We start from the raw sequence: 12,936 nt of genomic DNA, 5'->3' as shown, positions 1-12,936 counted from the left end.
AGAAGCTCCCCGGTCGTCGTCACGGCAGAACAATCACTACGGGATATCATTATGCGCAAGTTTGCAATCGCCGCCGCCTCGCTCGCCTTCCTCGCTTCGGGCGCCGCGGCCTTCGCCGCCGAACAGATCAACGGCACCGTCGAGACCGTCAACCCGGCCGCCGGCACGCTGACCCTCAAGTCCGGCCAGTCGTTCCAGTTCGTCAACGGCACCGTGCTTTACGGCCTGCTCCCGGGCCAGGAAGTCGGTGTGGCGGCCAACGGTTCGCAGGGCATCGGTGCCTTCGATCCGCATCCGGCCAATCGTGACGGCGACGTCAACTAAGACCTGACACCGCCCCAATCATTCAGCGCCCCAGGGCGCAGAAACATTCAATCCTTAGGAGTATTATCATGCGCAAGTTCGCAATCGCTGCCGCCTCGCTCGCTTTCCTCGCTTCGGGCGCCACGGCTTTCGCCGCCGAGCAGTTCCAGGGCACCGTCGAGACGGTCAACCCGGCCGCCGGCACGCTGACTCTCAAGTCCGGCCAGTCGTTCCAGTTCGTGAATGGCACCGTGCTTTACGGCCTGCTCCCGGGCCAGGAAGTCGGCGTGACTGCCAATGGCCAGCAGGGCATCGGCGCGTTCGATCCCCATCCGGCCAATCGTGATGGCGACGTCAACTAAGACCTGACACCGCCCAACCATCAGCGCCCCAGGGCGCAGAACATTCTATCTCTAGGAGTATCATCATGCGCAAGTTCGCAATCGCCGCCGCCTCGCTCGCTTTCCTCGCTTCGGGCGCCGCTGCGTTCGCCGCCGAGCAGATCAACGGCACCGTCGAGTCGGTCAATCCCGCCACCGGCACGCTGACCCTGAAGTCCGGCCAGTCGTTCCAGTTCGCCAACGGCACCGTGCTTTACGGCCTGCTCCCGGGCCAGGAAGTCGGCGTGACCGCCAATGGCCAGCAGGGTATCGGCGCGTTCGATCCCCATCCGGCCACGCAGGACGGCATGGACATCAACTAAGTCCAAGTCGTATTTCGGTTGGAATACCAAAACGGCGCCCGGTCGCGAGACCGGACGCCGTTTCTGTTTGTCTGGTGGCCGAAGGTTCAGGCCCAGGGCCGCTCCTCGGCAACGGCCGCCTCGAAGGTCGCGATCTCCGGCTGCTTCACCATGGTGAGGCCGATATCGTCAAGACCGTTCAGGAGCTTCTCCTTGCGTTCGGCGTCGATATCGAAATGGACGACGCCGCCGTCCGGGCCATGGATTTCCTGCGCCGCGAGATCGATGGTGATACGTGAATTCTCGCCGCGCTCGGCATCGTCGAACAGCTTGTCGAGGTCTTCCTTGTCGACGCGGATCGGCAGGATCCCGTTGTTGAAGCAGTTATTGTAGAAGATGTCGGCGAAAGACGTCGAGATCACGCAGCGGATGCCGTAGTCGAGCAGCGCCCAGGGCGCATGCTCACGCGAGGAGCCGCAGCCGAAATTGTCGCCGGCCACCAGGATCGAGGCGTGGCGATAGGCCGGCTTGTTCAGCACGAAGTCCGGGTTCTCGCTGCCGTCGTCGAGATAGCGCATTTCCGCAAACAGGCCTTTGCCGAGACCGGTGCGCTTGATCGTCTTGAGGTAGTCCTTCGGGATGATCATGTCGGTGTCGATATTGATGAAGTGCAGCGGAGCTGCGACACCGGTCAGCGTTGTGAACTTGTCCATGGCGGTCGTCCTCGGATCGTCCTGAAAGACGGGGTTGTTAGGTGATGCGCCGCGAAGGCGCATCGGTCAAGCAGCAGCCCTTGGAGGGCCGTCGTCAGTCTGCGGCCTCCTCGATCGCCTCCATGTCGTCATCGGAGAGGCCAAAATGGTGGCCGATCTCATGGATCAGCACATGCGTGACGATGGCGCCGAGCGTCTCGTCATGCTCCGCCCAATAATCAAGGATCGGCCGGCGATAGAGCCAGACGCGGTTCGGCATCATGCCGGTGACCGTGGTGGCGCCGGCATGGGCGAGGCCGACGCCGACGAACAGGCCGAGCAGGTCGAACTCGGATTCGATCTCGAGATCGGCCAGCACCTCGGCGGTGGGAAAATCGTCGACCCGGATCTCGACGTCGCCGGCCAGACTCAGGAATTCACGTGGTAGCCCGGCGAGCGCAGCACGGCCAAGCACCTCGAAATCATCGAGCGAGGGCGCTTTCCACGTCTCCAAAGATAAGGAGGCCATTCTATGAAACCTTTGTCCCGTCAACGGGTTGGATTATCCGAAGCGTCTCATGAATATGAACGCCTTCTGAACGGTCCCCTCAGGTCCGGTTCAGCCGCCATCGGCTTTGATGGCTCTCGAGCGGGACGATCCGATCCCGTCGAGTCGAAGGAGATCCAACCATGCTGAAATCCGCTCTCGTTGCCGTTTCCCTTGCTGTCGGTTCGCTCGCCCTCACCGCCGGTGCCGCTTCCGCAGCCCCCGTCGGCAACGCGCCCGTCATCCAGGTCGCCGGCCCCGGCAATCACTATGATCACGGCTGGCGCGGTCCCGGCTGGCAGCGTCACCATAGCGCGCGCCGTGTGTGCAGCCCGGTATTCAGGACCGTGAGGGTTCACGGTCATCACGGGTGGCACGTCACGAAGGTCAAGGTCGGCGAGCGCTGCCACGTCGTTCGTCGCGGCTGGTAATGGGAGTGCCGGGACCGGCATCGCGCCAGTCCCGGCTTCCAATTAATGCCAGTCGCGGATGTCAACGAAGTGGCCAGCAATGGCCGCCGCTGCCGCCATCTGCGGCGAGACGAGATGCGTCCGGCCCTTGAAGCCCTGCCGGCCCTCGAAATTGCGGTTCGAGGTCGAGGCGCAGCGTTCACCCGGCTTCAGGCGGTCTTCGTTCATCGCAAGGCACATCGAGCAGCCCGGCTCGCGCCATTCGAAGCCGGCTGCCTTGAAGATCAGGTCGAGGCCCTCGGCCTCCGCCTGTTCCTTTACGAGGCCTGACCCCGGCACGACCATGGCGTTGACGCCCTCGCGCACGGTCTTGCCGCCGATCATTCCAGCAGCGGCGCGCAGGTCCTCGATCCGGCCATTGGTGCAAGAGCCGATGAACACGCGCTCGACAGGGATGTCGACCATGCGGGTACCTGGCTTCAGGCCCATATAATCGAGGGCGCGCCACTTCGAGGTGCGCTTGTTCTCATCGGCGATGTCATCGGGATTGGGCACGACGCCGGTGATCGAGACGACGTCCTCGGGCGAGGAGCCCCATGTGACGATCGGCGGCAGGCTGGCAGCGTCGAGGCGGATTTCCTTGTCGAAATGTGCGCCCTCGTCGGAAACGAGCGTCTCCCAATAGCGCAAGGCGCGCTCGAGAACCGCGCCCGACGGCGATTTCGGCCGGCCCTTGATATAGGCGAAGGTCTTCTCGTCCGGCGCGATCAGGCCGGCGCGTGCGCCGCCCTCGATCGACATGTTGCAGACGGTCATGCGGCCTTCCATCGAGAGGTCGCGGATCGCCTCGCCGGCATATTCCATGACATGGCCGGTGCCGCCGGCGGTGCCGATCTCGCCGATGATGGCGAGGATGATGTCCTTGGCGGTCACGCCGGCGGGAGCCTTCCCGTCGACGGTGATGCGCATGTTCTTCGCCTTCTGCTGCAGCAGCGTCTGCGTGGCGAGCACATGCTCGACCTCCGAGGTGCCGATGCCATGGGCGAGGGCGCCGAAGGCGCCGTGGGTCGAGGTGTGGCTGTCGCCGCAGACGATCGTCATGCCAGGCAGCGTGAAGCCCTGCTCGGGGCCGACGATATGGACGATGCCCTGGCGATGGTCGCGCTCGGAATAGTATTCGACGCCGAAATCGGCGGCGTTTTCGGCCAGCGTCGCGACCTGCAGCGCCGATTCCGGATTGGCGATGCCGTTCGAGCGATCGGTGGTCGGCACATTGTGATCGACGACGGCGAGCGTGCGCGTCGGCTGATGCACCTTGCGGCCGGCAATGCGCAAGCCTTCGAAGGCCTGCGGGCTCGTCACCTCATGCACGAGATGACGGTCGATATAGAGGATGGCGGTGCCGTCGGGGGTCTCCTCGACGACGTGGTCATCCCAGATCTTGTCATAGAGGGTGCGGGGTTTCTGATCGGACGCGGTCATGACGTCGTTCCTGGCAAAGCGAAGATGAAGAAGGAGGCAGCGTTGGATCGGGGGCAATCGGCGCCGGACTCGGGCCAGCGCGCGGCCCCGTCAAAGTCGGCCGCGGTCCTCGGTCGCCTGGAGACGCGAGAAGAACCGCCACGGCAAGCGCGCATGATCGTCCATCGACGCGAAATTCGCGGTCGTCGGACAGTGCATGGAGGCGCAAGCGTCGTTCATAACGGTTCTAGATAGCAGCGGCCGGCACGAAGGACAATCCTTCCGCGCGATCCGCCGGGCTTCAACGGGTGCGAGTCGCCTGGAGCGAGAAGGCGAGCGGCATCCGCGGAACGCCCGGTGGTAACTTGAACATGCGGCCGCCGGCCGGGATCATCATCGGAAAGAGCCTATAGGGCAGTTCCTCGTGCTCATGGAGCCAATCGAGGCTGAGCCCGGCCTTCAACAGAGCACCGATCACATCGGAAATGCCGCGCATCCACTCGAACGTGTTGAAGGCGACGAGCGGTGTCTCGTCGCCGGTATAGGTGGTTGGCGCAGCGAAGCGCTCCGGCCGTTCCTTGGCCGAACGCCAGTCGTAATGGACGCGAAGGGCGCCACCGATCTCTTCATGCTGCATGGCGGTCGGATGCGTATCGGCGAAATAAAGCCGGCCGCCGGGCTTCAATACGCCGGCGATCGCCTCGGCCCAGGCGGTCATGTCGTCGAGCCAGGTGATCGTGCCCCAGGAGGTGAAGACGATATCGAAATCGTCGCCGATCAGCGCCGGTGCGTCATAGACCTCACCCTCGACGAAATCGGCAGTAAGGCCGGCGCGGCCGGCCAGGGCGCGCGCCTGGGCGATCGCCCGCGGCGAGAAGTCGATGCCGGTCGCTACCGCGCCGCGTCGCGCCAGGCACAACGTATCGATACCGATATGGCACTGGAAATGAGCAAGCTTCAGGCCTGCGACCTCAACGATCTCGGCCTTTTCGATCGGATAGAGCGTGTCGGCGCCGGCGAGGAAGGCATCGACGGCGTAGAAGCCCGTGCGGTCGAGGGCGTGAATATCAGCCCGCTCGTCCCAATTCTGGCGATTGCTGCGCTTGAACGGATCCACGACGATGCTCCGGCAATAAAAAAGGGGCGGATCCCATGGGACCGCCCCTTCGAAAAACCTGCCGCAGATGCGGAGGGCGGAAGGTCTCAGACCTTCGCCTTCTCCTTGCGGGGCTCGGTCTTCTCGACGATGCGGGCAGACTTGCCGCGGCGATCGCGCAGATAATAGAGCTTCGCGCGGCGGACCTTGCCGCGACGGATGACGTCGATCGAGTCGATCAGCGGCGAATAGACCGGGAAGACGCGCTCGACACCCTCGCCATAGGAAATCTTGCGGACCGTGAAGTTCTCGTTGAGGCCGCCACCGGAACGGGCGATCACGACGCCTTCATAGGCCTGCACGCGCGAACGCGTGCCTTCGACCACCTTAACATTGACCTTCACGGTATCGCCGGGGGCGAAAGCCGGAACGGCGCGAAGCGCGGTGATCTTTTCGATCTGCTCCTTGTCGAGCTCGTCGATGATATTGGTCATGGGTTCAACTCCTGCCGATGCGCTTTCAGGAAGCGCGAGCGTTTCGGTGCGCTGTTTTCAGTTGGTTCACCGGCGGTCTTGCTGCCGCGACGGTTGCGCGCATCTAGCCGATGCGGGATGGAAAGTCCAGACCAAACCGCAAGAAAGGCGCCATTTTCACCCCTTCGGAGCCCAGCCGGGCGGCGCAAGCTCGAAGCCTTCGAAGCGGAAGCCCGGCGCGACCGTGCAGCCGACCAGCGTCCAGTCTCCGAGGCTCGCGGCTGCCTGCCACCAGCCCTTCGGCACGATGCCCTGCGGCCGTTCGCCGGCTGCAAGGTCGATGCCGAGGCGCAGCGTTTCGCTCGTCTCGCCCGTTTCGGAGAGGCCGAGCTCCAGCGGCGCGCCCGCGTAGTAATGCCAGGTCTCGATCGCGTCGACGCGATGCCAATGCGACGGCGCACCACCCTTCAGCAGGAAATAGATCGCTGTCGAGGCCGGTCGGCCATCATAGGTCGCGCTGTCCTTGAAGGTCTGGCGGTAGAACCCGCCTTCCGGATGCGGCGCGAGGTCGAGCAGCGCGATCACCGCATCGGCGGAGAGCCCGGCGAGCGTCGTCATCCCTTGAAGACGTCCTTGGCGCGGCGGGTGGCGGCGAAAACCTCGGCTGGCTCGCCGTCCGGCAGGCCGGCAGCCGCCCGCACCGATGGGGCATCCGAGCGCAGGAACGGGTTGGTCGAGCGCTCGGCGGCTACCGTCGTCGGCAATGTCGGCTGGCCGGCGGCGCGGAGGCGGCGGATTTCCTCGCCGCGCGTCACAAGCGCGGCATTGTCCGGCTCGATCGACAGCGCGAAGCGGAGATTGGCTTCGGTATATTCGTGACCGCAGTAGAGGACCGTGTCGGAGGGCAGGGCGCCGACCTTCTCGACAGATTCGAACATCTGCTCAAGCGTTCCTTCTAGAACGCGGCCGCATCCGAGCGCGAACAGCGTGTCGCCGACAAAGGCCAGCTTCGCATCGGGCAGATGATAGATGATGTGGCCGAGCGTATGGCCGGGCGTCGTGATCACGCGCACCGTCTGGCCGGCGAAATCGAAGCTGTCGCCGTCCTTGACCGTGATGTCGATGCCAGGAATGCGGTCGGCCTCGTCGGCCGGGCCGGTGATGGTGCAGCCGGTTGCCGCCTTCACCTCCAGATTGCCCTGGACGTGATCGACATGATGATGCGTCGTGAAGATGTCGGTGAGCGTCCAGCCCTTCTCGGCAAGGGCGGCCAGAACCGGCGCCGCCTCGGGTACGTCGATCGAGGCGGTGCGGCCCGACGCGGTGTCGTGCAGCAGCACGCCGTAATTGTCGCTGAGACAGGGGAACTGAACGATTTCGAGGGTCATGGCGATCTCCATCGGGGAGGGCGGACCCTATCAACTGCGGTGGGCTGGCGCCAAGCGGAAAGCCTTCCTAAACTCGCTGTCCCGATCTGGAGGAGCGCGGCGCCTTGGAAGAAGGCCAGACCATTTCGCCCGATATCGTCGATCTGCGCAGCTTTTACGCTGAGCGGCTCGGCGTTGTCGCGCGCGGGCTGATCGCGGCGCGCATCCATGCGCATTGGCCGAGTGCGACCGGCGACCGCGTGCTCGGCATCGGTTATGCGACGCCTTATCTCCAGGAACTCTCACTGGGCGCCGAGCGGGTGCTGGCCTTCATGCCGGCGGCGCAGGGGGTGATGAACTGGTCGGCTGACGGGGGCAATGTCGCAACGCTGGTGCATGAAGACATGCTGCCGCTGACCGATGCCTCGATCGACCGCATTCTCGCCATCCACTGTCTGGAAACGACCGCCAATGTCCGCGATCTCCTGCGTGAATTGTGGCGCGTGCTGGTGCCGGGCGGGCGGCTGATCATCGCCGTGCCCAACCGGCGCGGCATCTGGGCACGCGTCGAGCGGACGCCCTTCGGCTATGGCCGACCTTTTTCGCGCGGACAGATCGCGACGCTGCTGCGCGAGACGCAGTTCAGCGAGATCGGCTGGTCGGGCGCGCTGTTCGCGCCGCCTTCGTCGAGCCGGCTGTTCCTCAGAAGCGGCAAGGGCTGGGACAGGATCGGCCGCGTGATGTGGCCGGCGTTTCCAGGCGTCCTGATCGTCGAGGTGACGAAGCTCATGTATCAGGGCGTGCCGGCGCGGCGCTCGAGCCGCCGTGTGTCTGTGCTCGCACCTGCGCTGATCCCGGCCGGCAGTCGCCGACAGGCGATGGGGCCCGGCGAGGGTGGCGCCTGACGCCTCTGCGGCGAAGCGGGCTAGCCGCTGGGTTTCGGCCGATCGGGATGCGAGAGCAGGAACACGGCCTGCTGACCGAACAGATTCCAGAACCACCATGGTGCATTCAGCGTCATCCGGGTCCCCCCGACGTCCAGCGCGACCGCACGCTCGATGTCGGCTTCGACGTCACGGCAGAGCTGGACGAAATCGCGGATGGTGCAGAAGTGGATATTGGGCGTATCGTACCAGCTATAGGGCAGGTTCTCGGTCACGGGCATGCGGCCGCGGAAGCCGAGCGACATGCGCACGGTCCAGTGGCCAAAATTCGGGAATGAGACGATGACTCGGCGGCCGATGCGGAGCATCTCGGTGAGCACGCGCCTTGGATGCACGGTCGCCTGGATCGTCTGCGACAGGACCACGTAATCGAAGCTGTCGTCGGGATAATCGACGAGATCGGTGTCGGCATTGCCTTGGATCACCGAGAGGCCGCGCGCGAGGCACTGGTTGACCCCGCTCTGCGACAATTCGATGCCGCGGCCTTCAACGCCGCGCTTTTCAGCGAGCAGCGCCAGCAACTCGCCGTCGCCGCAGCCGACATCGAGCACGCGGCTGCCGGGCTCGACGAGCTCGGAGATGACGAGAAGATCGAGGCGCTTGGAGAGTTCGCCATGAACGGGGGCGGCAAGGGGCTGCATGCTCGATCCCTATTTCCAGCGCGCGGCGGCAGCCGACGAGAGAAAGCCGCGGATCGAGGCGAACAGTACGGGCTCATCGAGCAGGAAGGCGTCGTGGCCGCGATCGGTCTCGATCTCGACGAAGGAGACGCTGGCGCCGCTTGCGTTCAGCGCGCGGACCACGGTCTTGCTTTCGACGGTCGGGAACAGCCAGTCCGAGGTGAACGAGACGATGCAGAAGCGAGTCTTCGAGCCCATGAAGGCATTGGCGAGGCGTCCGCCATAGTCGGCGGCGATGTCGAAATAATCCATCGCGCGGGTGACGTAGAGATAGGAATTGGCGTCGAAACGCTCGACGAAGGAGAGGCCCTGGTGGCGCAGATAGGATTCGATCTGGAAATCGGCGTCGAAGCCGAAGGCGACGCGGTCGCGATCCTGCAGGTTGCGGCCGAATTTCCGGTGCAGGCCCTCGTCGGACATATAGGTGATGTGCGCCGCCATCCGCGCGACCGCGAGACCCTTGCGCGGGCTGGTGCCTTCGGCGAGATAGCGGCCGCCGCGCCAGTCCGGATCAGCCATGATCGCCTGCCGGCCAACCTCGTGGAAGGCGATGTTCTGCGATGAATGACGCGGACCCGTGGCGATCGGCAGCGCGGTGAACACGCGTTCCGGATAGGCGACCGCCCATTGCAGCACCTGCATACCGCCCATCGAGCCGCCAGCGACGCAGAAGAGTTGATCGATGCCGAGCGCATCGACCAGCATCGCCTGCGCTCGCACCATGTCGGGGATCGTGATGAGCGGCAGGTCGAGGCCATAGGGCTCGCCAGTCTCGGGGTTTGTCGACGCCGGGCCGGTCGAGCCCATGCAGCCGCCGACGACATTGGAACAGATGACGAAGAAACGGTCGGTGTCGATCGGCTTGCCGGGTCCGACGACTGTTTCCCACCAGCCGGGCTTGCCGGTGACGGGATTGTCGCTCGCGACATGCTGGTCGCCGGTCAGCGCGTGGCAGACGAGAATGGCGTTTGACCGGTCGGCATTCAGCGTTCCGTAGGTCTGGTACCCGATCTGCAGCGGCGCGATGAACTGTCCCGAATCGAGCCGGAGCGGCTGGTCGAGCCCGAAGCGCATGACGCGGCTGGAAGGTGTGTCGGCTTCGCTGCGCGCCTGGCTGGCGCCGTCGACGGGAATGGACTGCCTGTAAGAGGCCATGTTCGGTTCGCGACCGCTAGGAATGGGCGTCTAGCTAGGGTCGCACCCTTTCGCCTGTCAATGTTTTCTTTGCTTTCGCGGGAGGGCTTGCCTATGAATCGGCCCCTGCCGGGCTGCGCGCAGCGCTGCCCTTTTCCTGCAGCTCGAACCCTCCCTTGATAATGACCACGACAGAGACGACGACCTCCGTGAGCGAGAAGGACGCGGCCCAGCTTGCCGCGATCCGGGCGACGATCGATCGGCTCGATGCCGAAATGCATGAGCGTCTGATCGAACGCGGCGCTGCGATCGGCACGCTCATCCGTGTCAAGGGCACCAGCCGTCCCGGTGCAGCGTTCCGGCCCGGCCGTGAGGCCGACATGATGCGCCGCCTCGTCGCGCGCCACGAGGGCGCCCTGCCGCTCTGGACAGTCGAGCATATCTGGCGCGAGATCATCACGACCTTCACGCGCATGCAGGCGCCGTTCGATGTCGCCTATGACGCTGGCGCGCCGGGCGCCAGCGGTCCAGCTGCGATCGCCCATGGCGATGCGATGCGGGATGTCGCACGCTTCCTGTTCGGCTTCACGGTGGCGCTGCATCGCCAGCAAGGCGCGCTCGACACCATCAATCATATCCGCGAGAGCGGCACCGATCTCGGCCTCATCTCGCTGGCGCAGCCCGCCGCCGCGGGCGCCTGGTGGCGCGCTCTCGGCCGGCCCGCCGGTCCGCGCATCATGGCACTCGCGCCGTTCATTGCCGTGGCCGGCCGTCCCGCCGAGATGCCGGTCGTCGTCATCGCACCTGAGCTTGCCGATCCGACTCCGCCCGATCTTGCGCTGTTCGCCGTGACGGCGATTGCCCCGGAGGCGGCCCGAGCCATTCGCGCCGCCAGCGGCACCGTGATGGCCGAGGCGGGCCGTGAACTGCTGGTGGCGCTGCCAGCGACGGCGTCTGTCGCCAATCTTTCTGCGCATGCCGGTTTCGACGATGTCGCGCGGGTCGGCGCACTTTCGCGCGGCATCGCTATCGGCGACATCGCTGTCGATCCCGTCCTCTACCAGAGCGTTGCCGGAGCCTAAGGCCATGACTTCTTCGAAGACCGGAGCAGACCGGCCGCAGCCGCGCCCCGGCATTCTCGACATCGCCGCCTATGATCCTGGCCGCACCACGGCGACCGGTGGCGGCCGCTTCTACAAGCTTGCCGCGAACGAGTCGCCGCTCGGCGCCAGCCCGGCCGCGATTGCCGCGTTCAAGGTGAGCGCTCAAGGGCTCGAGATCTATCCGGATTCTTCGGCCCCGCAGCTTCGCGACGCGATCGGCGCGGCGCATGGCATTTTGCCGTCGCGCATCGTGTGCGGTGCCGGCTCGGATGAGTTGCTGAACCTCATTGCCCATACCTATCTCTCGCCTGGCGACGAAGCGGTTCACAGCGAATATGGCTTTCTCGTTTATGCGATCGCCATCCGCGCCGCCGGCGGCGTGCCGGTCGTCGCGCCGGAGAAGAACTATACCGCCTATGTCGACGCGATCCTCGATCGCATCAGCGCGAAGACGCGGATCGTCTATCTCGCCAATCCGAACAACCCGACCGGCACCTATCTGCCGTTCAGCGAAATCCGCCGCCTGCATGCCGGACTGCCGCCGCGTGTCCTGCTCGTGCTCGATGCGGCTTACGCCGAATATGTCCGCCGCAATGATTATGAGAGCGGCATCGAATTGGTCGGGCAGACGCAGAATGTCGTGATGACCAGGACCTTCTCGAAGATCCACGGCCTGGCCTCGCTCCGCATCGGCTGGCTGTATGGCCCGGCGCATGTCGTCGACGCGCTCAACCGTATTCGCGGCCCGTTCAATGTCTCGACCGCCGCGATCAATGCCGGCATCGCGGCCCTCGACGACCACGCGCATGTCGAAGCTTCGGTTGCGCATAACGAGGAATGGCTTCCGCGTGTCACCAAGGGCATCGAGGCGATCGGCCTCGAGGTGACGCCGAGCGTCGGCAATTTCGTGCTGATCCATTTCCCGAAGTCGGGGAGCCATACAGCGGCCAGGGCCGAGCCGTTCCTGCTCGAGCATGGGATCGTGCTGCGCGGGATCGCCGGCTATGGGCTCGGCGACAGTCTCCGCATGACCATCGGCTCGGCTGAGGCCAATGAGGCGGCAATCGCCGCTCTCAAGGCTTTCATGATCGGTGGCGCCTGATGGCCGAGATCATCTTTCCCCGCCTGACTCTGGTCGGTATCGGGCTCATCGGGGCTTCCATTGCGCTGGCCGCTCGCCGCGCCGGTGTCGTCGGCGAGATCGTCGTGTCGACGCGCCGGCCCGAGACCTTGAAGCGGGCCGAGGAGCTGCGCCTTGGCGACCGCTATTTCGCGACCGCCGCCGAGGCCGTCGCGGGGGCCGATTGCGTGATCGTCTCGGTTCCGGTTGGCGCCTGCGGCGCGGTCGCCGCCGAGATCGGGCCGCATCTCAAGGCTGGCTCGATCGTTTCCGATGTCGGTTCGGTCAAGGCCTCGGTTGTCCGCGCGATGCAGCCGCATCTGCCGCCGACGGTCTCGTTCGTGCCGGGCCATCCGATTGCCGGCACGGAATATTCGGGCCCTGATGCCGGCTTCGCGGCACTCTTCGACAACCGCTGGTGCGTGCTGACGCCGGCACCTGAAGTCGATCCCGCTGCGGTCGCCCGCATGATGGCGTTCTGGCGAGCGCTCGGCGCCAATGTCGAGACGATGTCGGCCGAGCACCATGATCTCGTGCTCGCGATCACCAGCCATCTGCCGCATCTCATCGCCTACAATATCGTCGGTACGGCGTCCGATCTCGAAGCTGGCATCCGCTCGGAAGTCCTGAAATTCTCGGCGTCTGGTTTCCGTGATTTCACGCGCATTGCGGCGTCGGACCCCGTGATGTGGCGCGACATCTTCATGAACAACAAGGATGCCGTGTTGGAGATGCTCGGGCGCTTCAATGAGGATCTCGCGACGTTGACGCGGGCAATCCGCAATGGCGATGGCGAGACGCTGTTCGATCTCTTCACCCGGACGCGCGCGATCCGCCGCTCGATCGTCGCGATCGGCCAGGATACGGCCGAAGCCGATTTCGGCCGTCGCGATCACGCGAAGCCGTGAGAGCCGGTTGCGCGGC

Annotated in this window: 16 protein-coding genes and 1 pseudogene; 8 read left to right on the top strand and 9 right to left on the bottom strand. The window is 65.0% G+C overall.

What is annotated here, in order from left to right; genetic code table 11:
- Nucleotides 1–51 precede the first annotated feature (51 nt).
- The 3 genes from LB518_RS13770 to LB518_RS13760 all read left to right on the top strand — a co-directional run bounded on the left by LB518_RS13770 (nt 52) and on the right by LB518_RS13760 (nt 1,006).
- Nucleotides 52–324: a hypothetical protein gene (locus tag LB518_RS13770; RefSeq protein ID WP_224578085.1), complete on the top strand. Its 273-nt coding sequence runs from the start codon at nt 52–54 to the stop codon at nt 322–324.
- A 68-nt stretch (nt 325–392) separates the two neighbouring features.
- On the top strand, nt 393–665 hold the full coding sequence (locus LB518_RS13765) for a hypothetical protein (protein WP_224578084.1): 273 nt from the start codon (nt 393–395) through the stop codon (nt 663–665).
- A 65-nt stretch (nt 666–730) separates the two neighbouring features.
- Nucleotides 731–1,006, top strand: coding sequence for a DUF1344 domain-containing protein (locus LB518_RS13760; RefSeq protein ID WP_224578083.1), 276 nt, complete (start codon nt 731–733; stop codon nt 1,004–1,006).
- Nucleotides 1,007–1,092: 86 nt separating this feature from the next.
- Here LB518_RS13760 and leuD read toward each other — a convergent pair whose 3' ends face one another.
- Together leuD and LB518_RS13750 are read right to left on the bottom strand one after the other, a co-directional pair.
- On the bottom strand, nt 1,093–1,698 hold the full coding sequence (leuD, locus tag LB518_RS13755) for a 3-isopropylmalate dehydratase small subunit (protein WP_224578082.1): 606 nt from the start codon (nt 1,696–1,698) through the stop codon (nt 1,093–1,095).
- Between the two features lie 94 nt (nt 1,699–1,792).
- Nucleotides 1,793–2,206 (bottom strand): metallopeptidase family protein, encoded by a 414-nt coding sequence (locus tag LB518_RS13750; RefSeq protein WP_224578081.1) that lies wholly within the window; start codon nt 2,204–2,206, stop codon nt 1,793–1,795.
- A gap of 161 nt (nt 2,207–2,367) precedes the next feature.
- On the opposite strand from LB518_RS13750, the gene LB518_RS13745 reads away from it, so the two are divergent.
- Nucleotides 2,368–2,655 (top strand): hypothetical protein, encoded by a 288-nt coding sequence (locus tag LB518_RS13745; RefSeq protein WP_224578080.1) that lies wholly within the window; start codon nt 2,368–2,370, stop codon nt 2,653–2,655.
- Nucleotides 2,656–2,697: 42 nt separating this feature from the next.
- On the opposite strand, the gene leuC is transcribed toward LB518_RS13745, so the two are convergent.
- From leuC to gloB, 5 genes and pseudogenes are all read right to left on the bottom strand, one after another.
- Nucleotides 2,698–4,116, bottom strand: a complete 1,419-nt coding sequence (leuC, locus tag LB518_RS13740) for a 3-isopropylmalate dehydratase large subunit (protein WP_224578079.1) — start codon at nt 4,114–4,116, stop codon at nt 2,698–2,700.
- Nucleotides 4,117–4,396: 280 nt separating this feature from the next.
- Nucleotides 4,397–5,212 carry a class I SAM-dependent methyltransferase gene (locus tag LB518_RS13735; protein ID WP_224578078.1) on the bottom strand — a complete coding sequence of 272 codons (816 nt, stop codon included), beginning with the start codon at nt 5,210–5,212 and terminating at the stop codon, nt 4,397–4,399.
- 98 nt (nt 5,213–5,310) lie between these two features.
- Nucleotides 5,311–5,685, bottom strand: a pseudogene (gene rplS, locus LB518_RS13730) (50S ribosomal protein L19); the annotation flags it as partial.
- A 156-nt stretch (nt 5,686–5,841) separates the two neighbouring features.
- Nucleotides 5,842–6,282, bottom strand: a complete 441-nt coding sequence (locus tag LB518_RS13725) for a cupin domain-containing protein (protein WP_224578076.1) — start codon at nt 6,280–6,282, stop codon at nt 5,842–5,844.
- Nucleotides 6,279–7,052, bottom strand: coding sequence for a hydroxyacylglutathione hydrolase (gene gloB / locus LB518_RS13720; RefSeq protein ID WP_224578075.1), 774 nt, complete (start codon nt 7,050–7,052; stop codon nt 6,279–6,281). The genes LB518_RS13725 and gloB overlap by 4 nt, the downstream gene beginning before the upstream one ends.
- A gap of 104 nt (nt 7,053–7,156) precedes the next feature.
- Between gloB and LB518_RS13715 the strand changes: the two genes are divergently transcribed.
- Entirely contained in the window at nt 7,157–7,936 is a 780-nt protein-coding gene (locus LB518_RS13715) for a class I SAM-dependent methyltransferase (RefSeq protein WP_224578074.1), read from the top strand.
- 20 nt (nt 7,937–7,956) lie between these two features.
- Here LB518_RS13715 and metW read toward each other — a convergent pair whose 3' ends face one another.
- A complete protein-coding gene (gene metW / locus LB518_RS13710) occupies nt 7,957–8,616 on the bottom strand; it encodes a methionine biosynthesis protein MetW (protein WP_224578073.1) in 660 nt (219 codons plus the stop codon).
- 9 nt (nt 8,617–8,625) lie between these two features.
- On the bottom strand, nt 8,626–9,810 hold the full coding sequence (gene metX, locus LB518_RS13705) for a homoserine O-acetyltransferase MetX (protein ID WP_224578072.1): 1,185 nt from the start codon (nt 9,808–9,810) through the stop codon (nt 8,626–8,628).
- 188 nt (nt 9,811–9,998) lie between these two features.
- On the opposite strand from metX, the gene LB518_RS13700 reads away from it, so the two are divergent.
- The 3 genes from LB518_RS13700 to LB518_RS13690 are packed head-to-tail and all read left to right on the top strand — an operon-like array spanning nt 9,999 to nt 12,920.
- Nucleotides 9,999–10,871 (top strand): chorismate mutase, encoded by an 873-nt coding sequence (locus LB518_RS13700; RefSeq protein WP_224578071.1) that lies wholly within the window; start codon nt 9,999–10,001, stop codon nt 10,869–10,871.
- Between the two features lie 4 nt (nt 10,872–10,875).
- A complete protein-coding gene (locus LB518_RS13695; protein WP_224578070.1) occupies nt 10,876–11,994 on the top strand; it encodes a pyridoxal phosphate-dependent aminotransferase in 1,119 nt (372 codons plus the stop codon).
- Entirely contained in the window at nt 11,994–12,920 is a 927-nt protein-coding gene (locus LB518_RS13690) for a prephenate/arogenate dehydrogenase family protein (protein ID WP_224578069.1), read from the top strand. The genes LB518_RS13695 and LB518_RS13690 overlap by 1 nt, the downstream gene beginning before the upstream one ends.
- Nucleotides 12,921–12,936 lie beyond the last annotated feature (16 nt).

Origin of the sequence: Mesorhizobium sp. BR1-1-16 (genome assembly GCF_020165495.1) — a bacterium.
In the GTDB taxonomy this organism is placed as follows: domain Bacteria; phylum Pseudomonadota; class Alphaproteobacteria; order Rhizobiales; family Kaistiaceae; genus Kaistia.
The sequence above is the reverse complement of the archived record's forward strand: the minus strand, read 5'-3'. Positions and strand labels throughout refer to the sequence as shown.